The sequence below is a fragment of the Devosia sp. WQ 349K1 genome (assembly GCF_016595685.1).
In the GTDB taxonomy this organism is placed as follows: domain Bacteria; phylum Pseudomonadota; class Alphaproteobacteria; order Rhizobiales; family Devosiaceae; genus Devosia.
On sequence record NZ_JAENGO010000001.1, the window covers coordinates 556,324 to 579,876 of the forward strand.

Below are 23,553 nucleotides of genomic sequence, written 5' to 3' on the forward strand. Positions count from 1 at the left end.
CGGAAGGATAGAGCGAATGCCCGAACGGCGATCCAAATAGTCCACGCGGCGGCAGGTTTCGGTCAGAGGTTGAACCGGTTGAAATGACAGGAACGAGGTTGGAAACGGCCCTCCCCTGCTCGGCAAAGTATTCACCCCATATGGGTCGTCCGCCAAACCAACGCGATGAGTACAATTATTGCTGCAGTGGAGAGCATCTGACATGATGCACTTCATTTGCTTCCACTTAAATAGTCGCGGACTTAGCATGGCTCGCACTCCGAACACCACAAGCATCGCCGCAATACTGGGAGTGGCAATCGATCAGGTGCCGCTGGTGCAACTTGTCGATGATAATGCAGTCCGTATCATGCTGAAAGAGTTTGATCGGCAAGTGCAGGAAATCGAGCGACGGAAGCAACGCCCAGATGTGCAACCTCTATAGCCACACCAGCAACCGTTCTGCGATCACAGCAATGGTGCGCGATCTAACGCGCGTGCATTCGAGCGTGGGTAATCTTGAGCCGCAGCCAGGCATCTTCCCCGATTACCTCGCGCCCATCGTTCGGAACACAGCCGATGGCAGAGAAATCGCTATGGCTCGCTGGGGCATGCCGTCGAGCCAGTTCGCGTTAATGCAGAGCGCGAAGAAGCGCGCGGAGAAATTGGAAGCGAAAGGCCAAGTGGTCGATTTCGCAGAACTGCTCCGACTTGAGCCCGACGCCGGCACGACAAACGTGCGCAACATCTACGATCCTGACAAGGACAAATGGAACCGTCACTGGTCCCGATGGATGGGCGTAGAGAACCGGTGCGTTGTCCCGTTCACCAGCTTTTCCGAGTTTGACAGCCACACGGACGCGGACGGAAAGAAGCTTGGCGACACTTGGTTTGCGCTCGATGAGAGCCGACCCTTGGCATTCTTCGCGGGGATTTGGCTCGAATCATGGACCGGCGTTCGGAAGGCGAAAACTGGCATTGAAGAGGGCCTAGACCTCTTTGCCTTCCTCACCAGCTCACCAAATGACGTGGTTGGCGCGATCCATCCCAAAGCCATGCCGGTTATACTGACTGAACCAGAGGAAATCGAAATGTGGCTTACGGCTCCGAAAGAGATCGCTATCGGATTGCAAAGGCCCCTACCCAACGGCGCTCTTGAGATCGTCGCCGTGGGCAAGAAGTCTGATCAGTGACCTACGACGATCGGACCATCTCGGGACCGTACATCTCCCATTTCCAAAGCTGGCGCCGACCGGCAGGCCTTCTGAGGCGAAGCGTGCCGTAGTCAAAGCGCGTCGGGATATGAAACCTGACGGTCATGCGGCCCGATGCTTTGCAGAACCCGCACCGCGACGGCGGCTGATAGACCACCATCTCTGGGTCATAGATTTCAAGCATGTCGGTCGCCAGCAATGCAGTTTCTCGCTTGCAGCAGCCGCACCGGTAAATGATGACCCTGCCCTCTTCGGCAGCGTGATGTAGGCGATAGGCTTCAAGCTGCCGCCTGCTAGGCGTCATGCTCATTTTTTCAAAGGTCGCTTAACTGCCAATGCATCACGCACCACGACAGGCGCATATCCTGTCAGCTTTACGATGTCGTCCGCATCGAGGCCAGTTTCAAAAAGCCGCCTGATTTGAACAGTGGGGCCAACCTTGATCGCTATGCTCATTTTCGATTCTCCGCTTTGCTCGATTTATGAGAACAAAAAGAGAACGCGTCAATTCACGGCTTCAAGCGCGCAGTCTCAGGGAGTGGGCTGTGGATACCCGGAACTGGCAAGCCGCTAACGTGGAGCTGATAGTCGCAACATGGGAAGCGGTAGGCGATCAGCAGCTTGCCTGCGCAGCGATATGGCATCCAATCCCAGTTGGGTGGGCAGCCGTGATGTGGGCAAACTACGGGCCCATCATTATTGCCCATCGCCCCGCCCCTGTAGGTCTCTAAGCTTTTGGGCTGCTATCTGGTTTTCCATCCAAAGCTTGCGTGCTGTCAGCCCTAAGATGAACAGGCCCAGTAGCGCGATCAAAAACTGGTTCGCGCCGGTCATAAAGACCACAATCTCATTCCACCACGGGAAGGTTATCCCTGCCGTGCCGGTGACGGCTCCCAGCGTTGTATCTTTCACGTTTACCGCCCCTTCCAGCCGCAGGCGCGCTCGCCATATAGATTGTGCGCGAGGATCTGAGCCTTCGTACCGTCCGTCATTTCATCTAGAAAAGACGGCCGAACGGCGCTTGACACGTCGCAGAAATCACCGCTCGTCGTCGCGCATCCAGCGATTAAGGCCGCGATCAAGATCATTGCTGCCAAGGTTGGAAACTTCATCATCGACCTCCTTGCGGTCTTTCACGGATTGGATGCGGCGAGAGACTTGCTCGCCTTCAATGTGCTTGATGCCGTCTTTGCGACCGGCCCACCAAGCCCAAAACAGGGCAATAAAAAAGCCCGCCAGAGCGAGCCTAATCATCTCCAATTTGGCGAGCATGGTTCACCTCGTCGCTTTTCGGATCACCACAATGGCAATCGTTATGGCGGCAATGACCATGAGTGCGGCCATAGCGTATTGCACCGGGCCGTTGCCGCTTGCGATTGCCGCAGCGCCGCCAAGCAGGCCGCCACCTGCCGCCATGCGTTCCGGCGTCATTAGCTCAGTCAGCGGGTTCCCCGGCTTGGCATCGACAGGCGCGGAAGAAACAAACGAGCCCTTTACCCAAAGCCCTGCTTCGGCGGCACGCCGGTTGATCAGCCCTTCCATGACCTTGCCGTCATTGTACTTCCACTTTGCCAGTTCGCCAGGAACAGCGCTGTAGTCGCCAGAGTTGAGCTTTTTCAGCAGCGTTGAGTTAGAGAAGCCAATCTTACCGCCCCCACCCCAGCCGACGTTGTCCGCGAACGAAACGAGTGTGGCTAGCTGATATGGCGAGAGCGGCATTCTCACCACTGACAGCGCACGCGCCGCCAAAGTGTTGTGGCGCTGCTGAAGCAACTGAGTTGCCCGCGCCTCAGTGATCGTGTCGCCTTTCTTCACCGGGACGCCATCAATAACCGTCTGGCCGTAACCAATGGTCCAAGGGGTCCCATCACGCGAACCCGGATCGGGGTATGCATCCGCGCGGAAGCCCTCCCATTGCTTTGAGAACGCAAGGAAGTCCGCTGGCAACTGTGTCACCATCGTTAGTCTCCTATCGATTTAAGCACTAGTGTATGGTTCAGTTTTGAGGAAAGCGCCGCAAGCTGTTCCAAACCGTTACGGCTACCCTTACCGCAATTCAGTTCTAACTTGGAGGACACGGCCGCGAGCGCACCAACGCAATTGCGTATCGCGCCCATCTGCGCTAGTCGATTTGCATTAGCTGAGAGATAGTAATGACTGCACCAAGCACCCAAGAGAAACAGCCAACACTTTTGGGTCTGCACCTCCTACGAGGGCTCTGCGCTATTGCAGTAATGTTCTACCACTACCTTCACGAGGCTGGCGTCGGAACTTTTCACGCAGTCGGCACCTACGGAGTGTATATATTCTTCGCGCTTTCGGGCTATGCTTTGACATACGTCTATGGCGAAAAGCGCCTTAATGGGCGAAGCCTCGGGAATTTCTTCGTTTCGCGAGTGTTTCGAATTCTGCCACTGTATTTTGTTGTGGCTACATATCAACTCTATATGCTCCGAGCCACGCCCGGGATTTGGGAAAAATATCTGTTAAACGTCACTATGTTCTTCGGGCTAGCCACACCAGGAGCAACCTCTATGGTTCCTGGCGGGTGGAGTATCGGCATCGAAGCAGTATTTTATCTAATGTTCCCGCTGATACTCTGCATCAGCAACCTTCGCGCCCTGGCGGGGATGCTCTTGTTTGCCGCCTTTATCAATCATGTTATGACCGCGTGGAGCTACACAACTCCAGTTATAGACAATCAATGGATGGCCTACACTCAGGCTCCCACGTTTCTTGTATATTTCATCGGCGGGGCCCTGCTTGCTAGACTGAGACCGAGGATTGTAGAGTTTATGCTCCAGCATAAGAAACTTTCCTCATTATTGCCTCCAATCTTAGCGATCATTATTGTCGCCATGTTCTTTATTCCGTCCGCAATGTCCATTTCTCGCCAGGAAATAATTTTAGGGCTGCCAGCCAAAATAATGATCATGGCGAGTTTGCTTGTGATCGCCATAGCTTCTTTATTAGAATTGCGGTCTCGGATGGAAGCATTGGCGCTTTTTCTAGGCGAAATCAGCTATTCGCTTTACCTGCTCCACTACCCGGTCTGGTATCGCGTGCAAATGCACGTAAACGCGGACTTGGGGATCCAAGCATTGCTAGCGATAGTAGTCAGTCTGGTTTTAGCTACGTTGACCTATCGATACTTCGAGAAACCAATGCGGGACCTCAAATACCTTCCAGCTTTCAGATCCCGATTAGCACCGACAGATTAGCTATATAAAGGTCCGATCCCAGCGATCCATGACTACCGCTGTAGTAAAGCATGAATGTCATTCCGTGTGCTTCGAAGACATGCGGATGACCACTGTCTCCGTCCCCACCCGGCTTATCGGGGAAACTTCCGGCTTGAGCGGGAGAAAATACCGCAAATGGGGTTTGCGCCCTCCAAACAGCGCCTCCAGCGATCAGCTGTGCCTTGGAAATACTCGCGTAATAAAACGGAAACATCCACCGTGTCGCCCCATCCGCGAGATGAGTCTGCCCCCGTGATGGCCAAATTGCATAAAGCGTTTCTCTGGCGCTGTTATACCAAAGGCACGGCGGGTTTTTGCCCATAGCGATATTGGTAATTGCCTGTGGTGCGCCCCACGTGATGCCGCCATCGGCAGATTTCATCAACAGCGGGGTGTCGTCTCCAGTCTTCTCACGTCGCATGAACGATACGTGGTGCGTTGCGTCGAGTGCTACAGTATACGGCTCTGCAGGGTTTGGGCCGCTCAGGCCGGGACCGTCCCAAATAGTAGAATATGTGGCGGTTTGAAAATCATCGGACGACGAGAATAATGACTGGTCGCCATCGGCATTTGCCGCTGGATTGGCATGCCCATGGTAGCAGCGGAAATAGCACGTTCCGTCATTGCGGAGTACTAGGCTTCCGTAGGGAACAATCCGAGTCATTGCGGGGTTACTTGCTGCACTTGTTCGCTCAGCAAACGCGACTCCGTCCAGCGAAAAGTAGAAGCGCGTTCTATTTCCCGACGCCCCCCCTGTCGAAACGGTAATGTCCTCGGTGGCGACAACAAAAACGCCATTCTGGGTGACGCCAGCAGAATAGTTCCGATAGTCGTGGTCAGCGAGAGATGCGACTACTACCGGCGCGGACCACGTCAGCCCGCCATCGTCACTAAAAATCGCCTCCATCCTCGACACTGCGATGTTGTGCGTAGTTGCGCTCCGATAACAGACAACGATCCGGCCATTAGGCAGAATTCCTAACGCATGACCCATCTTGTTACGACCTGGGTCATGGTAGGTAATTCTACGCGAGGAGGCCAATAGTGTGGCCAACTTCGAATAGTCTGCACCGATATTGAGGCGCGCCTGCTCTTGCTCTGGCTCCGCAATCGACTGAGGGTCATAGCCTACCGCTCGCACGTTCTCGCGAGCCTGTGCTCGTTGACCAGGACCCAGCAACTGGATTCCACCGTAACTAACTGGATACTCGACGCCAGCTGACGCCGTTTCAGCTCGCTCAGCAGCCTCCTCAGCGCGCTCCGCGTCGCCACTGGCGTCACTCGCACTTGCAGCGGCAGCTACAGCAGCACCGGCATCATTGATAAGCTGGAATTTACCCGCAGGATTAATTCGGAACAGGACGCCTCCTGTCCATTCGCCTGCAGACAGCGGGTTGCCCGCAGCGTTCACAACATCGCGCTGAACACCGCCGATGGTGAGCTTGAGCGTGTCAGTGTTCGGCGTGGTGACCTCTGCGAAGTAGACCACCACCGATGCCGGATTGACGCCGGGGCTAGGCATTCCAGTCTGAGCCGTTCCGCTGCCAGATAGCGTGACGCCAGCAATGGTATCAGGGAAAGGACGACCAAATAGCCAAGCGCCGCCAGACCTGCTGTAATAACCCGCACCAGCGCCGGTTAGCACCATGCCCATATAGTTCTCATTGGGAGGGATGACGGCATTCAGAGCGGCAAGCGTGTTACGGGTGATCGATTGACCGCCGCTATTCTGGATCATTTTCAGAAGTGAGCGGATATCTTTCTTGTCTGGCAAATGCTCACCAGAGGCAGGAACCCCCTCTGTATTGAAGTCACGAAATACCTGATCGATCGTTTGGGACACGATAGGAGCCTTTCCATAAAGAAAAAGGCCGCCGAGATGGCAGCCTTGTAGGGTGTTGGTTCTGCGAGAAATTAGGAGACTGTGATCGCGCCAGTTGCGACTGCTGTAGTTGGAATTCCAGAGCGGTTTATCGCCACTACAAAACCATAACGCGTTCCGGCTGAAACGCCTGTCACAACACGCGTATCCGCGATGTTTGGAGGCCCAAACTCGGTAGCTACCAAAGTGGCGCCGGTCATCGAATTGGACGTGTTGATGTAAAGCCGAGAGCCTGCGTAGTTGGCGCTGTTCGGAGCGGACCAACCGAAGGTGATTTGCGCTGTTCCTCCCGTTGCTGAGACAGCCGTGACTACCCCCGGCGCAACCGGATCGGCCGTGACAGTTATGCTGCCCACCGAAGACCACGAGCCCGGAGAACCGGCGGGCGATAGAGTGCGAACCCTATAGTTGTATGTGCCACCATCATCCACCAGAGCCGAAGTTGCGAAGCTGCGATCGTCGGCCGTCTGCATGTCTTGCCAGACGCTCTCAGTGCTCTTCTTGTATTGTGCATGAACGCCCAAAGCTTCACGTGGTGGCCTTGTCCAACCTACGATTAGACGCACGCCGATGAGAGACCCATCGATAGCGACCTGCTCCGTTGCGGCAGTGATACTCGTGGGTAAAGGTAAACTCGTTCCGCCGCCCGTTCCCGGTGCAACCCCTGAAGGCGTTCCTTCTTCCAGCGCCGCATCCCATGCATAAGCAGTCGGGCTAAGCGACGAGAGTTGAAGCTGCACCCCTGTTAAATCGTCAAGAATTTGCAGGCCGGTGATAGCGAAGGTTGTGTCAATCCCCATTGGCCCGAACTTGATCGTCAGTGTTTCTTCCCCGATCGCGTTGAGGCCGTAGAAGTTCGTGACAATTGTCCCTGTCCACACTGGGTTAGATTTGTGGGTGTAGATCTTCGCAACGCGCCGGGCCTGAGAATGCGAAGGAACGCAAAGCAAGTCCAACGAGTGAGGCAATACACGACCACGGAGTGCGACGTTAACAGCGTCAACCCAACGCTGCGCTTCTGTCTCGACAAATCCTTGCGCCGCATCTGTGTACTTGATCGTCAGTTCATTGAACGCGACCAGTGCACCCTGCCCCCTTTGGAAGTCGGCAGAGATGATGTGCCCCTTGCTATCGTCTAACATTAGGGTGGGTGCAGTAAACTTGCCGCCACGGATGGCAATCTTGCCTGCAGAATTAATGTAAAGGTCGGCGTCACACGCTTGGCACATGCGGCCGAGAACCGAGCGCATCTCTTCGGTAAGGCTGTAACCAAGTGCCAGGCGATAACGCTTTTCAGTACCGCCAGATTTTAGTGGCACGGGCTGATCGCAGAGGTTCGCGAAGGCCTGAAAGCTAGCAAGATCAATTTTGCTCTGTGGAAAACCCGCCCCATACGGGAAACCTGCGCCATCACGTCCGGTGAGGTAGTCATAAACGCAGTCTGCCGGATTGTCCGAGAATATGCGAACGCCCGTGCGAACCGATTTAACCAGAGAAAAGTCTGCAACCACGCGCAGAGTTGGCGGGCCCTGCGGGTAGACCTTGCCGATCTGCTCTCCTTCGACTTCTTCGAAGATCGTTAGAGCATTTGCAACGCCACGCATTCGGTGCGCGGAGGTATAGACGCCGGGGAATGCTGAGATGAGTTCGCTATAAGCCGTCTGCGCACTCTGCCCCATGCGGAACAAGATACGAGCGACCTTCTTCAATCCACCGAACCCGAAATTCACTTCATAAGGATCGGTTGTAACGTATCCATCGCCACCGATTGCAACGAGCTGATCGTTCAGCCATACCTCTTTGATCTGCGATATTTCGCCTTCATTGAGCGTCGTCTGAGAATAAAGAAAGCCGCCTTTACTCTCGAAGAATGAGAGCGTTCCGCCAACCTTGTTTGTGCCATAAAAGCGGACGCGCGCACCCGTCGATTGACGCACAGTAGCTTGTCGGTCCTGCGGTGTCGGCGTGTTGAATTGCGGCTTCGGAGTGAAGGCGTTCAGCAAGGCCGAGGCGCCAAGCACCCCAGCGCCGATAATGGCAGAACCCACCAAGGTCGCGCCTAAGCCTGTGATCGCACCGCCCCAGCCGATGTTTACAAGGAAGGCGACGCCGATGGACAATGGGTCACGGCGTCGACGCGGATCCCGGCTCTTACGGCCGCTATCATCCCTCCACCTACTCATGGATAGACCACGCAGCAATGACGGTAGGAGCGGTGACAAACGCGATACCGGTTTCGGAACGCACTGCCCAGCACTTGGCGGGGCCAGCTGTGCCAGTACAAATTGCGCCGTAAGGAACGCCGTTATGATCGATGATGCCGATGTCGCCCATCGCAGGGCTATCAGTTGGCTTCGCGCCGACAGCATCAGCAAGCCGATTGATGAAAGCAGGTAGGCCACCTTCGCGTTCAATCAGAGCGTGCTTCTCTGCCTCGGTGCGATACGCGCCTCGCCACTCAGGAACCGGATCAACGCCGTGCACGGCCTTCCACCAATCCGCCATAAGCAGGCAGCAATCATTTTGGCCCAGCACAAAGCGGCGACCCGCACTGGCGTGCAGGAACTCAATCAATTTGCATTGCATGGAATGTCCTAAGCTCTAAGCCAATTGACGGTCTTGAACAGGAGGGAAGGCGCGAACTCGAAACCGCGATCCCCCGGCCAACGCGCTTGCTGGTCAGTGTCAGTTTGGAGCCCCCACGGCGCACGCACACGATCAACAAAAAGCGTTTCTGCTGTAAGGGAAATTGCCTGTTGGCCAAGCCGTGCAGACATGCGGGGCGTATCCATGACCCCGGCCCAGATAGCGATCTTGCTATCTAGCGACGTCCCCGCTTCTGTCAAAAACTGGAGGTAGACAGCACAAGGTCTCCCAGTCGCTTCATACGAACCATTAGCCGCCACGCTGACGAGAAACGCGTCGACGCCTGAAAGCATAAAAGTCGCCTGGGGCGCGGACATCTTCACGCTCTGTTCAAGGCCAGACACAGAAAGCAACTGGCCAAGTCCCAACCATTCGTGGCCGTCGACCGTCAGATAGCCTTCCCGATCCGTGAAGCGCTGAGTGCCGCTGGCGAACTCGAATTCAAACAGCACAGCAACTGCCACGCGCCTGCCCTCGGCAAGCTCGCGAACCACAAGTGGCAACATGTGAGATACCCTTGCTTAGGTCCAGCCAAGCGGCTCGATGAGATTGATCTGTGCTGTAGCGAAGCGGCCTAGGCGAAGGTCCGCACGCCCTTCATCGTCGCTTTCCAGTCGCCAAACACTTTTGGCGTCAAAGTCGACTACATCGGTTTCCGGAACAGCAGCGACCCGCAATCCGGGCTCAAAGCCCAGACGATAGGTGTCGCCAATCTTTTCCCAGTTGGTGATGACATACAGCCGATCGGCGATAGAGAAGAACAGCCCTGCTGACATGGCATCATTGAGCCCAATTGCGGTAATCCCAATGGATTTGGCACCCTTGGGCGCAAAAGCGAGAATCTCTGCGCTCGGCTGCGCAAGCTTAAAGCCTGCGCCGTCACTGTGCGGTACGCCGTCAGCATAGAGTACAGGCGCTCTGCCCGAAGCTCCGATCTCATTGCGGTTCAAACGATATCGATCGCAAACGCGAATGCGGACGTAATTCCAGCGCCCCTGCAACTGATGCCGAACCATACGCCACCCGCGAACGCGGGCTTCGTTGTTCAACGGCAGATTGATCGTCCACTTCCACACCGACGAAAGCGGAGAGATGATCTGTTCTTGGCCATTGATTGCTGAACCGCCCGAGCGCGTGTTAGGCACCAAACGCGGGTCGGTCCTGTCGGTGATCGGCAAGGAAAGATTGTAGATTTCAGGCATTCGGCCTAACCCATCCCATACCGAAGTTGCTTTTCAGCCGTGGCGGCTGGCGAAGCGTTAACACTGGTTCTGATCAAAGCAGGGGCAGCACCGCCGACCACGCGCCCGGCGTGATCAGTGACGTAAGCCGACATCTTCTCGTCATTTGTCTCGACGTGAACTGTCAAAGCCTGCGGCTGCGCGGCCTGAGGGGAGTGCTGCGGGCTTTGGACAATCACTGGCACTTTGCCGCCTGCCGGAAGTGGGATAACTGCTTCTTGACCGTGCACGACGCCACGGGCTTCACCTCGACGGCCACCGGTGTTTGCAGTGCCCTTAGCGAAACCAAACATGCTACCGATAGCGCCGAAGATCCCGCCGCCACCGCCGCCGAATAGACCACCGCCAATTGCGTTGATGCCCATTTTGATCAGGTTCTTGAGCAGGTCCTGCATGACGCTGTTCAGCAGTTCGCCAGCGTCTTTCCCCTCAAGAAACCCGTCAATAATGCTATCAAGAGCATTGCGGCCAGCCTGAGCAAGTTCGTCTGCAGTCTGACGCGCCTTGTTTTGAGCTTCTGCAAGGCGAGCCGCTTCTGCTGTCGCAGTTGCGTACCCAGTTGCCAGTGCTTCAATCTGTGCTCGCTGATCAGGCCCCAAATCTAGGCCAGCTCTGATGGCGGCATTCTCAAGTTCTTGTACGGCCTTTAGTCGCTCTTTGGCGTAGCCGTAATCATTGAGCAGCGGATTAAGCGCAGCTGTTAGCGCTGTCTCCTGCTTGAGCATGTCAATCTTCCGCTGGAACTGCTCAATGCTGTCTCCGTATTTATCTCCTGCAGACTTGCCGCCCCCTTTGCTGCCCAAGCTGGAAGGGATTGAGGGGCCGCCAGGCTTTCCTTCGTTAGATAGGTCTGGCGCGAACTGCTTCCCGAACTGGCGCCAACTGGGCATGTCGCCCAAATCATTTGTTGTGCTTGCGGCAGCGGCCCGCGCCGCATTCGCTGCATCCCTCATCGCGAAGAAAGTATCGATGACACCCAACACACCCGTTTTGAGTGCTGCGAAATCCGGGTTTACTGAAGCCAGTGCCTCAACCGCCTGATGAGCTTTCTCGACGCTGCCACGGCCCTTGAGTATCTGATTGAAGAGATCCTGCACTGCTGCATCGACTTCTCCAAATCGCCCCTTGGTATTAACCGCTAGATTTACAATCGCCTGCTCTGCGTCGGTTAGCGCTAATTCATATTCCTCTGCGGTGCGAACATTGCCACCGAGTGCTTCGTTGAGTGCGACAACCCCATCCGCGGGGGACTTCCCGAGCTTAGACAAGGCAACGAGTATCTGAGCTATGTATGCAATTTCGCGGGCACCCTCAGAAAGGAACTGTGCCAGCTCGTTGCCCAAGCCATTGAACACCTTATCGAACAATGGTTGGTCTGGCGCATTGCTGATAGCATCAGAGATCGCGATAATCCCTTCAGCCAACGCGGCGCTTGAACCAACTGCCTTGTCAGCTTCTCCAACGAAGATCATGACGGCGTCTTTGAGTAGAATGAAGCCGTCTGCGACCGTTGCAGGCATATTTCCCGCCTCAACGCGCAGAGCCTCCATTTGGCTGGTCACGCCATACATTTTGTCGGTCGTGATTTTGCCTTCTTCGCCCAGCTTCCGAAGCTCGTTTACCGATACCCCCATACTGTCAGCGAGGGCTTTCGAAAGGCGTCCACCCGATTGAATGACTATATTAAGGTTCTCGCCACGCAGGGAGCCTGAGGCCATGGCCTTTGACCAGGCATCCATGACCGACTGCGCTCGCTGACCGCGCACCGCGCCAACGACGAGCGCGTTATTCAGCGTCTCAACTAAGTCCAGCTGCTGCTCGGTGCTGTAGCCTAGGGCTGACAGCGCTTGCTGGTTTTGAAGGTAACCTTCAGAGGTCTGTTCTAGGGAGGAATACGTACGCCGCGCCATCTCAGACAGACGGCCCATTACGGCGGCCCCGCGCTCTATACCACCAGCAGCGTTATTCACTCGCGAGTTCAAGTCTGTCCAAGCGGACGTCATGGAGATGATCGACGTAGTGGTCAAGGCAATCCCGAGGACGCCAAACGCTCGCCCAACAGAGCCAAAAGCGCCGACCATCCGTCCCTGCATGCCTTGGGCGCTTCTGCTCAGGCCGTCAAACTGACGCTGCATGGAGCCAACACGTTTATCTGTCTCGCTGTTGGCCTTGGCGAGAGCACGCTCATATTTGTTGGTGCTCGCCTCTAGCGAGACGATTAGGCGCTCAATGTCAGTTGCCATCTTGCCTCACTGAAGTTTTATGCGATTTGAGGCAGGAAGGTCGCGCCGTCCCAAAGGTACGTCACGGTGACAGGTACGCCTTCTGGCGTGTCCATTTCCTGCATTCTTGCCCAGATGCGGTCTTTTTCAGTCTCTGAGAGCTTGTTGTTTTGCTGCGGAGAATTTGCGCGCACGTAGCCGTGCCAAGCGGCCCAAAACTTCCACATAGACGTCCGGTCAACTTCTTGAGCTGTCCAGCCCATTGCAGCGCCGGCGGCGTAGATCCGCGACATTCGAAACTTGCCATTCGGCAGATCGTCTAGCCGGTCACCTTCTTCGCCCGACGCCGCCTGGGCTCCCCCGGCGGTTCTTCTGGCGCCCCCACAATCGAAGTTTCCAGAATGCCGCGAGCAAATGATGCGTTTACGACAAGGTCTTGCGGCCGCGCTTCGACATAGGTCTTGACCAGCTTGAGTGCCTTGGCGGGATCGACGCCACTGCCTATCAAACCGAGCCGGATCGTTGTCGCAACATCTTCAATTCGCCACTGGCTGGACGCTAGCCGCGCCAACACCACGAAGGGGCCCGCATTGCACGCATCCTGCAGCTCGCTGAGTTCGCCCCAACTGAGGGCGAACTCATATGTGCCGTCCGCCCAATCGAGTGGCGGCGTTTTTCCCGAACGGCTCATTAGGTTGTCGCCGCAGAAGTACGGACCATCTCACCATCGGACTGAAGCGAGAAATTGCCAGTGACGCGGCCGGTGTTATTTGGCGCACCCACTTCGACGGTTTCAACGTGCATAGCGCCGGTCCAAGTCCAAGTGGTCGTCGGGAACTCCATTTCTATCTTGACTGGAACAGGGTCTGGGCTCTCCCAAGCAGACAGCCACGTGTCGACGGCAGCTTGGGCAAGAACGCCCTCGCCAGATACCGACATGCTGAGGCTCGTCGCATCGCGGCCAACCCAGTCCACCAACAGCGGATTATCGCAGTCCGGCACCTGAAATTCTTCAAGGCCCTTTGTCATCGTCAGAGACTTAGATGTGAGCCCGCATGGGGCCGCATAGACGATAGTTTCGGAGCCGCTGCCGAGCATGATGCGCAGCAAGCCGCCCTTCGTAGTCACGGGTTTAGCCAAAGTGGCCTCCTATTATGTTGGATTATGGGGTTTCAACAGTGGCCGTGAACTGGATCACTGCGTGGTTGATCACACCGTCGCTCTCGCGAAGGATGCGGGTCATTTCGTGCCGGATGGACACGAGCGCATTTGTTGACAGGTCGAGGTCTGCTTTGTGGAGCGCCTTCTTTACGAGCCCTGCGATTTGACGGGCTTGGACTGAGCCGTAGGCAAGACCGGAGCCCCACGACCAAACGTCAATCTGGAAAGTGATCTCTTCGCCGTCGATACAATCGGCATCATCAGGGGCCGAAGTTACAGGCCCAAAGCTGATGTAGGGACTAGCGACATCAGGAACGAGCGCACCGCCAGAAAGCTTCTCAGGCACACGGTCATAAATTTTGTTGCCGACGATTGCGGTAAGCGCCGCCACCTCTCGGAGCTTGTTCAGCGCCGCGAGCTGCAGATCATAGCTTGGTTCCATTTCAGCCCCCGGCTGCGATGCGTTTGGCTGCCTTATTGACGGCGCGCGTTACACGGCCCTTGGCACGCTTCCGAACCGCCCTGTAGGCAGGGTAGAAAAATGGCTGCGCTGCTGAGCCAGGATGCTTACTGCCCGCAAACCGCCCACCATTGAGGTGTGGCGCGGTACCAAATTCGATCAAGCGTGCGTAGTAGGCATCTCCGCCACCAGCAAAAATTGTGATCTTCATATTGCCGGAAGCTGTGGCCCCTGATTTCACCCGGCCGAGAACAATCGCGCCCTTCGGGGCTTCTCCCCACGTCCAGCTGATCGACATTTGAAGATCGCCGCTATCTACAGGAGCCAGAGACTTCGCCAGTGCGACTATCTCGTTGGCGCTTTGCTCCATTGCCTTGCGGATCTCGGCTTCTACTGCCTTCGGAAATGCACGCAGTTTCCGCTTCAGGCTTTCGAGCCCTTGGATGCGGGTTGCCATTAAGATCACGCGCCTTCCACCGCGATGAACTCAAGCCATTGGTTCGTCCCATCAGGATCGGCCGGAGGCGAAGTCACTGCGAACACTCTGGCGGCATTGCGGGCATCAACCAGTCGCCACGCAGTCGTGATCTGCCTGGTTTGAGAGTTGTTCCGCACTGTGACTACGTAAGGCTGACGACCGCCGAGACGAGCTGCAGTTACTTCCTCACCTCCAGTTCTGGGTTTCAGCCCAGCGGCGATCGGTTTGGGAAACGCGTTCTCGAACTCGCCAGCCCCAGGCACTGGATTACCCCAGCCATCATCGAGCGGAGCCGCAAACTGACAGTGCAGACGTTCACGCAGCGCCCCTGCCCGCCGAAAGTTCTCAGCCATCAGTCTTTGGAGGGCTTGTTCGGAACGCCGACCTTCTGGCCCTTGCCCGCCTTGGTGGCGGCATCGACCACGGCGTTAGTGATCTTGCCAGAAACAGCAGCACCCGTGACGATCTCGCCTTCATGACCCTTGCGGAAGGCTATGGTGACCTGAGATGTCGGCTTGTAGTCGAAGTCGTCAGTGAATTTGAAACGTTCGGCCATCTTAGGCTCCTAGATTGCTACCCAGCGGTAGGGCCAGATCAATTTGCGCGCAGCAGCCGGAAGGCCATCGCCTTCTTCACCGCTCCGACTGTCATAAAAGGCACCAACCGTCAAAAAGCCCGCAGCCTTGAAGACCGCTTCCTGACCGTGAGGGACTAAAGCAATGTTGCAAAAGCGAAGCATCGCCTGCTCTGCCGCGTCCATGTAGGCTCGGATGAGCGCATCTTCGTCGTCATGGTCGACACGGATCGCTGCCTTGACCTCTGCTAGCTCCCAAAGCGGGCCTAGCTCGTTAATGACGATATCGGCCATCGTCAGGCCTCCTCAGCCGCTTCTACAGCGTCAGTTAGCTGGCTCGTAACACTCGCGAAGCCCTTCCAGTTCTTGGCATGCTCCGAAACGGAGAGCGGCTTACCCTCTTGCGCCTCAGTGAGGAGAAAGGTCGGACCTGTTGCTCCGGGGATTGCTACTCCATCAGCCAGCAATTGACGGCTAACCTCTGGAGGCTCTTTGCCGCTCCAAACGCCCGGAACGATCGTGATCGTTTCGCCAACCGTAAGCGTTCCGGTGATGCTTGGCAGTGTGGTGTTTACTGGCGCTGCTGGCGCTCCGCCCTGTGCACCCACAAAACCGGCGTAGCTACGCTTGTGATTTGCCTTGCTGCGCATAGCTCACGCCTTCGCCTTTGCCGCAGCCTCTGGCTTAGTGGCGTTAGCTGGCTCGGTCTTGTCCTTGTCCTGCTCAGACAAAGCTGCCTCACCGGCGGCGAGCGCCGCTGTATCGTGCGTTTTGGCCGCAATGGCGGCATCCAGATCGGACAGCTCCGCCTTCTTCGCCGCGATCAGCGCGTCAAGGTCGTCGATTTCGGACTGCTTTGCTACTTTCTCGTCGTCGATGGCCTTCAATGCACTGTCAGCGGCGGCCCTTGCCGTGTCGACCACCGCTTTGATTGCAGCCACCGCGGTATCGGCCTTATTGCGCTCTGATACGTTAGTATCGGGCGTTTCGGCGGCGGCCTTGGGCTTCCGGCCGGTAGCCTTCAGAACACCTAGCTTTACCAGGTGCGCCGCATCGGCTTCGGTCAATTCACGCTCGGCACCCTCTTTGTAAAATCGGTCGCCTTCGTGCCCACGCAGCACGTCATAAACGATGGTCTTGGACATGATGGTCTCCTTCGGTTCATAGAAAAGGCGGAGCCAGAGCCCCGCCTTTCGTGATCAACCGAACGACTTACGAAACGCGTCCAAAGTCGCCGTAGATGAACGCTTCCGGACGATAGACAGCCAGGGCGAGGCGCTCTTCTGCGAGGACGGTGACGAGGTTCTTGATGAAGTCGTCTTCGTTCTCTGTGGCCACTTCGACGCGAGCCTGCCAACGGTCGAAGACCTGAGCACCAAGCTTGAAGGCGCCGGTCAGGAACTTGTCGACAGCAATTGCCTGCGTGGTCACTACCGGCAGACCCCAAAGGGTTGGCGAAATCGACCCCTGCGGATTGCCGATAATGTAGTTTCCACCAGCGTCCTTAAGGGTTTCAATCCACGCCCAATCTGTCGGGTGCATCACGTGGCCGGTTGCAGGGTATTCAGCAAGCGCTGCCTGCAGCATAGCCAAGCGCATCAGATCAATGCTGGTTGGGCTGGTGAGGGTGATCGGTGCCGAATAAGAGGTTGCCTGCGGGATAATGCCGAGCAGGTTCTGGCCGGTGCCGTCGCCATTCAGGAGCTGCCCTTCTTCCTTGAAGGCAAGACCATAAAGGAGACGCTGATCGATGATTGAGCGAAGCTGGGGAATATCACTGAGGACCTGACGCGAAGCCTTCATCCAGTGCGCGATGACCTTAGCCGATGTGTTTTTCAGATCGAGCTTGATGTCTGAACCTGGCTTTGCAGCTCCTTCCGCAACCATTCCGGCGTTGTTCGTGAAGCCGGTTTCCTGAACGAATTCAAGAGTGCTTCCGTCCATCTGGCCGGGCGAGATCAGATCACGAACTGTCATGCGGCGCTGAGGCAATGCCTGTATGCCTGAGAGGCGTGTGTTCTGAATGCCGTCGCCGACTGAGCCGCCAGCATCAGTGGTGAGTGAGGTCAGCGTGGCCTTAGCTTGGAAGTCAATTCGCCCGCGAGGAGTGGCCTGTGCCATGAAGGCCTTAACCTTCTCGTCTTCGGCGAACTGCTCGCCGAACGACTTGGCACGCTCGTCGCCGCCACCTGCACCTTCAGCAACGCGCTGTTCGAGCTGAGAAAGCTGCTCGTTCAGTCCATTCATCTTGATCAGCGCTTCGTCGGCCTGCGTCTTGATGGAGGTGCTGATTTCGCCAGATTTCTTGGCTTCGCCAAGGGCCGTTTCAGCGATTTCTTTGACCTTATCCAGCGACTGCTGGAACTCGGACTTAACTTCTGCCGCAAGCTGTGCAGCAGTTTTGCTGGGCCCGCCGTCGTGGTCAGGGGCACGCATAAAGCGGCCCATGGACTTTTCGGCGGGGGTCATGGCGCCAAGAAGCGCCGCGCTGCCCATAAGGGCAATTCGGTTGGTTTTCATGGAAAAGCTCCAAAGTGGGTTGTAGGGGTTAGCCTTTCAGGGCCAGCAAGAATGCAAGTCCATCATCCGCAGCGGCAGGTTCCCCCTGCCCCTTAAGGCAGACGCGCGCGGCACGCTCTGCCTCCGAATTCGAGAAGCCCAATCCCTTGAGCCAAGTCTCAAATTCGCGCTCAGTAAGCCGGTCCCCGGCCTTGAGCTTATCCGTCAATTGATGAGCGGCCTTGAACGCCTTCACGCTGGTAATGCGCGCGTTCTCATTGGCACCGATGCTCACCACAGAAACTTCTTTAAGATCGAGCTTTTCGAGCGTCCAAACGCCCGTTTCTGTATCGACCTTGTATTCTTTAATGCGATAGCCGATGGACAGGCCGTCAATATCGCCGTTCTTGAGTAACGAATGCGCTTCGCGAGCGCGCTGAACGTCCATATTCAGACGCCCTCGCATGAACAGGCCTTTCTCGTCCTCGAAAGCCTCAACCCATTTGCCTATTGGCTCGTCACGCTGATGTTGCCAGAACAGCTTTGGCATGGTTCCGGCCGCTTTGTGCGATGCTAGGCTTTCCGCGAAAGCACCGGGCGCTACGACATCTCCATAGCTGTCGGGTTCGCCGCCAAACGTTGATCCGTACCCTTCAAACTCACCGTCATCCTTAAGTGCCTTGATCTGCAGGACTGGGGCAGAATGGGCCAAGCTTAAGCCAGCGTCTTTAAACTGCATCTTCTGTCTCCTGAGCCCCGGCCTGAGTGATTGGGACGTTCTGCGACTGCATTCTCGGCACCTCACCGCCCTCGACAGGTGGAAGATTTTCGAGCGCACGCACTTCGTTGATGGTCATCCATCCGTTGTTGAGCGCAGAGCCGTAGAAAGCCGACCGACCGGCGCTATCGCCGCGTAGCAGGCCCTCAAGGTTGAATTCGATGGTAATACCCCGCGCCACGTCGTCGGCAGTGAGCAATTGCTTCTGCAAAGCCTGTTCAATGCGCTTAAGGCGGCGGCGAAGGGTGAATTTGACAAAGCCCAGCGTCTGCTGCTCGATACCAGTGCCCCAACTGGTCGACTTCTCGGTATGCCCGACCATGTGTGGCGGCACACCGAACAGACGGCAGATTTCCTCGACCGAGAAAGCGCGAGACTCCAACATCTGGGCGTCTTCAGGCTTCATCGAAATAGTCGAAACCGTTTGGCCGCCCTCTGCAATGAAAGGACGCCCTGCGTTCATCGCGCCCTGGTACTTTGCCGCGAGCGCATCTTCGACATCTTTACGCTGCGCGGGCGTCAAAAACTCTTTGAACGCGACAACAACGTTGGGTCGCAGGCCATTCTTAAAGGTTTGGGTAGCCGAGGCGTTGATACCGGTGGCTAGATCGAATGTCTTGCGCCCGTATTCGAGGGTAGATAGGCCGCCGAGAGGGCTCCCCCCGAAACCGCGAATGTGGAGGACTGTTTCGTCCGTTTCGTCATAGCTCTTACCGTCGAGCGTCCAACGATAGCCGATCCGACCACCTGATAGTTGCCGCACCGACATCAGATCAGGATAAATCGGCACCAAACCGACGACTTTGCCCTTATTTTTGACCTTGCGGGCGTAGCCGTTACCCCGCAATTCGAGGCTAGCGCAAACAAATTCCCAGAAATCCAAGGCCGTCTGCTGACTGTTCGGGCTGTCATGAAGCACCCTGTAGAGAGGGTGATCTTTAGCCAGCTCGCGCGAGCCGTCCTTTGCAGCGCGGTAGACCATTACAGGCAAAGATGCCTGCGTTCCTACCAGCAAATTCACACACGCCCACGCTGTAGACAGCCCTAGAACAGCGTTTTCCGTCATGGCAACGCCAGTGATTGTGTCCTCGTCTCGGTTCCGCCAATGCGTGGGATCTCTGAGAGATAGCGGCGTCCCCTTGATGAGGGTGAGCAGCGCGGCCTTTACTCGGTTCATGCTGCCCCCGTGAGACTGCTCAAATAGTCGTTCAGAGATCCGCCAGTACGCGCCTGGGGGTTTCGTGACATCAGCGTCACCGCGTTAAACATCGCCATGGCCGGGTCGATCTTCGCGTCACCAGCTGATTGCTTGGTGGCTCGAATGCCTGTTGCTGTCGGTTCAATTTTCAGGTTCGGCACACACCAGTTCATCAGCGGGCCGCCGGAGTGTTTGAGCAGCCCAGAAGCAAGGCGGCGTTCAGCGCCCTTAATACTGCTCATCATCCAGCCACCTTGCGGCGCAGCAACGAGCAGGCCAGCTTCCTGAGTGACCTCGATCTCGTCGAGGGCATCTTCCATTTCGCCTAAGCCAGAAGCGTCAACTGCTACACCGCCAAGCAATCCCATGTCTTTGATCCGAGTGATATGCTCGATGATCGTGGCAACGTCGCCGAGTGGATCATCCAGCACCGTCAGTTCGCGCGCTGCCTGAAGTGTTTCGAGCCGCGTAACCAGTTTGGGCCGGAGCTTGAATAGGCCCTTGTGGCACCAAGCATGAGACCAGCTTAGCCAACGCTTCATTCGTCGAGTGGACTTAACCCCGTCGATTTCAAATTCGACTTCGATCTCGGCAGGCTCTCGGCCAAGGACTGAAAGCCCGAAAAGGTCATCAAGGCCACCGCCATCGATACCCACCACAGCCACTTCGCTTCGCTCCAGCAACCGCTCCAGCGCTTCGTAATGACCAAGCGCGCCAAGCTCGGTGTCCTTAGCTTCTGCCCAGTGGTCCGCGCCGGGCCAGCGGTTTGCCCGCAGGTTGAGACCTATCTCGACGTTGAGATGCTTGGCGAGGAAGGTTTGGAGGCCACTACCCTCGCCTGTCTTCTCCTTGATGAACTCGCGCTCAAGCCACTGCTGGCTAACTGACCGCCCCAGATTAGGGTTAGTCACATAGAAATTGGATGCCTCTTCATAAGCCTTGTCCTTGAGCATCTGCTCAGGGAATTCGTAGAGAACCGGCAAGAACTGAGGATCGACAACCTGCCCGTCTCGCACTTGGCGCGCATAGTCGAGCTTAGCCTTGAACACGCCCGCTGGCGGCTCGTCGCTCTGCGTCGAAGCGTAAATCACAAAGCCTTCAGGCCGCGACACCAACCCGCCCGTAGCCTCTCGGAGCATTGCGTCGGCATTGGGCCGCTTTCCGAAGACCCAAAGCTCGTCGATGAAGATGCGGCCGGCCTTTTTCCCGGAAACCGTATCGGTGTCGGCCGCGACGACTTTCAGCGCGGCCTTGTTGCTCAAGTGCGTTATGGTCCGAAGATGGTCCTGAACGTGCAGGAAACCATTCTCGCCAGCATTCGCGTCCAACTCAGGATCGGCCCGCACCATGGCGGCCGCTGGCTTGTAAGCGTTCTGCGCAACCTCGATCGTTGGCGCCAAGATGAGGATTTCCTCATTAGCTCGCCAATTTACGATCAGGGCCGTCAACATGATCGCCGCAGCGATCGTGGATTTGGTGTTCTTCTTACTGATCAGCAGAAAGAACTCGGTGATGAGCTGCTTGCCTGTTTCCGGATCGTTGGCGCCAAAGATGGCTGCAACGAAGTCGAACACCCACTGGTCGCTGACCTCACCGAACGTCGGCTGCCCGGGCAGATCGACGACACGCAGAGATTTGAAAACCTCCAGCGCGTGTTCGGCTTCGCTTTGGAACAGCGGGGTGAACGGTATCAGCGATCGCTGGGCGACTATTCGTGTCTCCCAGTCAAGGCAGGCAGTGCTCCAGTTTGGCATTTAAGTGTTGTCCGCCACCAGACGAGGTGCCTGTCGAGGGGCAAACCGATTGCCCGGAGCTGTTGCTGCGTCGGCTGCGGCCTGTCGTTGCTGTTTCTTGCCCTTCGCGGTCTCTGCCGCTGTTTCGCCCATAGTCTTCAGCGCCAGCGCGATTGTCTGCAAAGTCTTCGCCCTGGTCGGAAGGCTCACCGCCTGTTTGAGGGCACTGATGCGATCTGGGTCAGTTTCGTTGAGCTGGATGATGACTTCCATCTCACCCTTATGAAGCGTCTCGGCGCTGAGCTCATCAAGCAGGCGCTCGGCAATATTTCGGCCGCGACCGATGACGTCCTCAACCTTCGTCTGCTCCGCTGGCGTGAGGTCCACAGAGGACTGGTTCGCACTTTGCGTTTGGTGCGAACTTTGGCTTTGGTTCGCAACCTTCCAACCGTGCTTTTTGGCCTGCTTGCGGATCGCGGCATCGGAAATCTTGTACCACTTGGCAATCGCCCGGATACTCTGCTTTCCAGCCTCAAATTCCTTTCGAATAGAGGCCCAGTCGATGGCGCTTTTTTTGTCAGTCATGGGTCTGTACGCGCCTTGGTTCGCACCCTCGATTTTCAGCCAGCAAAAAAATCTCTGCGTGAGGGCGACGTGGGTCCAGAAAGACGAGGCTTCCCAGACTTCGGATACCCCCCTGGCTGGGTCAGGGTTGCCCGGGCCGCTTCAGCCGCTCGATGACATCGACGATGCACCTAGTGCCGACCTTGTAAGGCGGCGACCCTTCGGTCTCGTCCTCGAAAGTCAGCTTGTAGTCGACAGCATCAACATCATCGTCTGGTCCGTGTTCATCACGTATCTCGTGGTGCACCATATGACCGATGATGGACTCGAGCTCATGCCGGTCGAGGATGCGGCGAACACGGCGCTCATGCACCTCTTTGGTGTTGAGCTTGCTCATAGCTGCATCTCCATCTTGCGCTTGTCGCTATCGTGGTAGGCCTTACTCACAGCCTGCAGATTGTCGACATCCCAGAACAGCCGCTCATCGCCTCGATGCGGGACCACGTGGTCAACCACTGGGCTGTTGGGCGCAGGGTGCGCACCGATGAGCAGCACGCCTGTCTGCTGGCATGTGTAAAGGTCACGGACAAGCACTGCATCTCGGAGCTTCTGCCAGCGAGCTGAGTGATACCAGCTGCGGACTGTAGCATCGGCACTGTAGCGCTTGTCTCTGATCTCTCTTGTGGTCTTGAGCTTGGGAGGAAGGGCGGACAGCCGAGGCTTCAGTACTTGGATCACCCACGAAACTCCGACCAGAGCGCGACAGCGGCCAAAGCAATTGGCGTGATGACCGCGCTGACCAACACCAGGCCTACAAAGCGAGGTTCTGAGAGCGTCTGCATGCCCAGAAGCATATCAACACCAGCCCAGAGCACTCCTAGGGCAAACCCTAGAGCGAGGCCAACGAGGATGAAGAAGAACCCTGCTTCCACGATGCTCTCCTGAAACTGATTACCGGCATCCTGTTAGGCGGGGCGATGCTTGTGCCAGTCCTGCTGGCTAACAATGATGCTAAGTCCGAACGGGAGCCGGTAGTAGTCGTGCCACTGGCCCTGACGATCCGCAGCGCGGCTGATGATTGTGCTGCCGCCACATTTCGCCAGAACCACCGACCAGTGCCAAGTTGCACTTCCTCGCGGATGGTACGCGACGAGCACCAAGTTGCCCGCGCTGTCGCGATGCATGAGGTCATAGCCGCCGATGTGCAGACGAATGCGGTTGCGGCTTACTTGTGCGGCCATGCTCATCACTCCATGAATTGATCACCGGCATCCCACCGGTATGACGCGAGACTGCGCACGCTGCGGATGAGGGTTAGGCCGGGATCTTCTCGCTCTCGATCAATTTGGTAAGGAAGCGATTGGCGACACGTTGTGCCTCGGCGCGCGTCGACCAGAAGGCCTGCCCATTTTCCCCAACCGGCTTGCCGTCAACCTTTGGGAAGAAGGCACCTTCATCGGTTGTCATGCCAAGGCCGAGCTTTTGCGTGGTCGCACGAGCTTTCATGGTCGCTTCTCCAATAGGGTTTCGAGCGGGACAGTGTTTGCAGAAGCTGTTGAAGATACCCGCTCGATAGTGTCAGCAGGCCGGGGGAGCCGTATCAGTGCAAAGGAGTATGCGTAACCGCCCGTCCCTGCGGTTCAATGCACTTACCTGCTTATCGAGCCTCTGAGACAGAAGCC

At 56.7% G+C, this 23,553-nt stretch carries 34 protein-coding genes; 3 read left to right on the forward strand and 31 right to left on the reverse strand.

The genetic code is table 11. The annotated features are described in order from the left end of the window. Nucleotides 1-247: 247 nt before the first annotated feature. Both JHL21_RS02390 and JHL21_RS02395 read left to right on the forward strand, forming a co-directional pair. Nucleotides 248-424 (forward strand): hypothetical protein, encoded by a 177-nt coding sequence (locus JHL21_RS02390; protein ID WP_200211723.1) that lies wholly within the window; start codon nt 248-250, stop codon nt 422-424. Continuing rightward, the gene (locus JHL21_RS02395; protein WP_200211724.1) at nt 408-1,172 is read left to right on the forward strand and encodes an SOS response-associated peptidase; all 765 of its coding nucleotides are present in this window, start codon (nt 408-410) and stop codon (nt 1,170-1,172) included. Before JHL21_RS02390 ends, JHL21_RS02395 begins: the two co-directional genes overlap by 17 nt. Nucleotide 1,173: 1 nt before the next feature. On the opposite strand, the gene JHL21_RS02400 is transcribed toward JHL21_RS02395, so the two are convergent. From JHL21_RS02400 to JHL21_RS02420, 5 genes are all read right to left on the reverse strand, one after another. Further along, on the reverse strand, nt 1,174-1,497 hold the full coding sequence (locus tag JHL21_RS02400; RefSeq protein WP_200211725.1) for a hypothetical protein: 324 nt from the start codon (nt 1,495-1,497) through the stop codon (nt 1,174-1,176). Between the two features lie 2 nt (nt 1,498-1,499). Then, entirely contained in the window at nt 1,500-1,649 is a 150-nt protein-coding gene (locus tag JHL21_RS02405) for a hypothetical protein (protein WP_200211726.1), read from the reverse strand. A 240-nt stretch (nt 1,650-1,889) separates the two neighbouring features. After that, nucleotides 1,890-2,105 carry a hypothetical protein gene (locus JHL21_RS02410; RefSeq protein ID WP_200211727.1) on the reverse strand — a complete coding sequence of 72 codons (216 nt, stop codon included), beginning with the start codon at nt 2,103-2,105 and terminating at the stop codon, nt 1,890-1,892. 126 nt (nt 2,106-2,231) lie between these two features. Then, complete coding sequence (locus JHL21_RS02415; RefSeq protein WP_200211729.1) at nt 2,232-2,465, reverse strand: hypothetical protein; 234 nt, start codon at nt 2,463-2,465, stop codon at nt 2,232-2,234. 3 nt (nt 2,466-2,468) lie between these two features. Then, on the reverse strand, nt 2,469-3,152 hold the full coding sequence (locus JHL21_RS02420; RefSeq protein WP_210338826.1) for a lysozyme: 684 nt from the start codon (nt 3,150-3,152) through the stop codon (nt 2,469-2,471). A 194-nt stretch (nt 3,153-3,346) separates the two neighbouring features. Here JHL21_RS02420 and JHL21_RS02425 point away from each other — a divergent pair, with 194 nt between their 5' ends. Then, a complete protein-coding gene (locus JHL21_RS02425; RefSeq protein ID WP_182395492.1) occupies nt 3,347-4,414 on the forward strand; it encodes an acyltransferase in 1,068 nt (355 codons plus the stop codon). Here JHL21_RS02425 and JHL21_RS02430 read toward each other — a convergent pair. From JHL21_RS02430 to JHL21_RS02555, 26 genes are all read right to left on the reverse strand, one after another. Further along, nucleotides 4,386-6,278, reverse strand: coding sequence for a sialidase family protein (locus JHL21_RS02430; protein ID WP_200211730.1), 1,893 nt, complete (start codon nt 6,276-6,278; stop codon nt 4,386-4,388). The genes JHL21_RS02425 and JHL21_RS02430 overlap by 29 nt on opposite strands. A 71-nt stretch (nt 6,279-6,349) precedes the next feature. Next, nucleotides 6,350-8,500, reverse strand: coding sequence for a hypothetical protein (locus JHL21_RS02435; protein WP_200211731.1), 2,151 nt, complete (start codon nt 8,498-8,500; stop codon nt 6,350-6,352). Then, complete coding sequence (locus JHL21_RS02440) at nt 8,493-8,903, reverse strand: hypothetical protein (protein WP_200211732.1); 411 nt, start codon at nt 8,901-8,903, stop codon at nt 8,493-8,495. The genes JHL21_RS02435 and JHL21_RS02440 overlap by 8 nt, the downstream gene beginning before the upstream one ends. Nucleotides 8,904-8,911: 8 nt before the next feature. Further along, entirely contained in the window at nt 8,912-9,469 is a 558-nt protein-coding gene (locus tag JHL21_RS02445; protein ID WP_182395488.1) for a hypothetical protein, read from the reverse strand. A gap of 15 nt (nt 9,470-9,484) precedes the next feature. Further along, nucleotides 9,485-10,165 carry a hypothetical protein gene (locus tag JHL21_RS02450; protein WP_182395486.1) on the reverse strand — a complete coding sequence of 227 codons (681 nt, stop codon included), beginning with the start codon at nt 10,163-10,165 and terminating at the stop codon, nt 9,485-9,487. A gap of 5 nt (nt 10,166-10,170) precedes the next feature. Then, nucleotides 10,171-12,447: a tape measure protein gene (locus JHL21_RS02455; RefSeq protein WP_200211733.1), complete on the reverse strand. Its 2,277-nt coding sequence runs from the start codon at nt 12,445-12,447 to the stop codon at nt 10,171-10,173. Nucleotides 12,448-12,464: 17 nt separating this feature from the next. Continuing rightward, entirely contained in the window at nt 12,465-12,719 is a 255-nt protein-coding gene (locus JHL21_RS02460) for a hypothetical protein (protein ID WP_182395483.1), read from the reverse strand. Between the two features lie 26 nt (nt 12,720-12,745). Then, entirely contained in the window at nt 12,746-13,117 is a 372-nt protein-coding gene (locus JHL21_RS02465) for a gene transfer agent family protein (protein ID WP_200211734.1), read from the reverse strand. Next, the gene (locus tag JHL21_RS02470) at nt 13,117-13,566 is read right to left on the reverse strand and encodes a phage tail tube protein (RefSeq protein WP_200211735.1); all 450 of its coding nucleotides are present in this window, start codon (nt 13,564-13,566) and stop codon (nt 13,117-13,119) included. The genes JHL21_RS02465 and JHL21_RS02470 overlap by 1 nt, the downstream gene beginning before the upstream one ends. Nucleotides 13,567-13,588: 22 nt before the next feature. Then, nucleotides 13,589-14,029: a DUF3168 domain-containing protein gene (locus tag JHL21_RS02475; RefSeq protein ID WP_200211736.1), complete on the reverse strand. Its 441-nt coding sequence runs from the start codon at nt 14,027-14,029 to the stop codon at nt 13,589-13,591. Between the two features lies 1 nt (nt 14,030). Continuing rightward, entirely contained in the window at nt 14,031-14,504 is a 474-nt protein-coding gene (locus tag JHL21_RS02480) for an HK97-gp10 family putative phage morphogenesis protein (RefSeq protein WP_200211737.1), read from the reverse strand. 5 nt (nt 14,505-14,509) lie between these two features. Next, entirely contained in the window at nt 14,510-14,878 is a 369-nt protein-coding gene (locus tag JHL21_RS02485) for a head-tail adaptor protein (protein ID WP_200211738.1), read from the reverse strand. After that, nucleotides 14,878-15,081, reverse strand: coding sequence for a hypothetical protein (locus JHL21_RS02490; RefSeq protein ID WP_200211739.1), 204 nt, complete (start codon nt 15,079-15,081; stop codon nt 14,878-14,880). Before JHL21_RS02490 ends, JHL21_RS02485 begins: the two co-directional genes overlap by 1 nt. A gap of 9 nt (nt 15,082-15,090) precedes the next feature. Then, complete coding sequence (locus JHL21_RS02495) at nt 15,091-15,393, reverse strand: head-tail connector protein (RefSeq protein WP_200211741.1); 303 nt, start codon at nt 15,391-15,393, stop codon at nt 15,091-15,093. A gap of 2 nt (nt 15,394-15,395) precedes the next feature. Continuing rightward, entirely contained in the window at nt 15,396-15,749 is a 354-nt protein-coding gene (locus JHL21_RS02500) for a hypothetical protein (protein ID WP_200211742.1), read from the reverse strand. 3 nt (nt 15,750-15,752) lie between these two features. Further along, a complete protein-coding gene (locus tag JHL21_RS02505; RefSeq protein WP_200211743.1) occupies nt 15,753-16,244 on the reverse strand; it encodes a hypothetical protein in 492 nt (163 codons plus the stop codon). 67 nt (nt 16,245-16,311) lie between these two features. Beyond that, a complete protein-coding gene (locus JHL21_RS02510; RefSeq protein WP_254081935.1) occupies nt 16,312-17,535 on the reverse strand; it encodes a phage major capsid protein in 1,224 nt (407 codons plus the stop codon). Nucleotides 17,536-17,647: 112 nt separating this feature from the next. Continuing rightward, nucleotides 17,648-18,337 (reverse strand): HK97 family phage prohead protease, encoded by a 690-nt coding sequence (locus JHL21_RS02515; protein ID WP_200211745.1) that lies wholly within the window; start codon nt 18,335-18,337, stop codon nt 17,648-17,650. Continuing rightward, on the reverse strand, nt 18,327-19,553 hold the full coding sequence (locus tag JHL21_RS02520; protein ID WP_200211747.1) for a phage portal protein: 1,227 nt from the start codon (nt 19,551-19,553) through the stop codon (nt 18,327-18,329). The genes JHL21_RS02515 and JHL21_RS02520 overlap by 11 nt, the downstream gene beginning before the upstream one ends. Beyond that, on the reverse strand, nt 19,550-21,328 hold the full coding sequence (locus JHL21_RS02525) for a terminase large subunit (protein WP_200211748.1): 1,779 nt from the start codon (nt 21,326-21,328) through the stop codon (nt 19,550-19,552). Before JHL21_RS02525 ends, JHL21_RS02520 begins: the two co-directional genes overlap by 4 nt. Then, the gene (locus JHL21_RS02530) at nt 21,329-21,892 is read right to left on the reverse strand and encodes a hypothetical protein (RefSeq protein WP_200211750.1); all 564 of its coding nucleotides are present in this window, start codon (nt 21,890-21,892) and stop codon (nt 21,329-21,331) included. Nucleotides 21,893-22,013: 121 nt separating this feature from the next. Continuing rightward, a complete protein-coding gene (locus JHL21_RS02535) occupies nt 22,014-22,268 on the reverse strand; it encodes a hypothetical protein (RefSeq protein WP_200211751.1) in 255 nt (84 codons plus the stop codon). Next, the gene (locus tag JHL21_RS02540; RefSeq protein ID WP_367948147.1) at nt 22,265-22,609 is read right to left on the reverse strand and encodes an HNH endonuclease; all 345 of its coding nucleotides are present in this window, start codon (nt 22,607-22,609) and stop codon (nt 22,265-22,267) included. The genes JHL21_RS02535 and JHL21_RS02540 overlap by 4 nt, the downstream gene beginning before the upstream one ends. After that, entirely contained in the window at nt 22,606-22,803 is a 198-nt protein-coding gene (locus JHL21_RS02545) for a hypothetical protein (protein WP_200211752.1), read from the reverse strand. The genes JHL21_RS02540 and JHL21_RS02545 overlap by 4 nt, the downstream gene beginning before the upstream one ends. A 33-nt stretch (nt 22,804-22,836) precedes the next feature. Further along, nucleotides 22,837-23,112 carry a hypothetical protein gene (locus JHL21_RS02550; protein ID WP_200211753.1) on the reverse strand — a complete coding sequence of 92 codons (276 nt, stop codon included), beginning with the start codon at nt 23,110-23,112 and terminating at the stop codon, nt 22,837-22,839. Between the two features lie 73 nt (nt 23,113-23,185). Continuing rightward, nucleotides 23,186-23,377: a hypothetical protein gene (locus JHL21_RS02555; protein WP_200211754.1), complete on the reverse strand. Its 192-nt coding sequence runs from the start codon at nt 23,375-23,377 to the stop codon at nt 23,186-23,188. Nucleotides 23,378-23,553 lie beyond the last annotated feature (176 nt).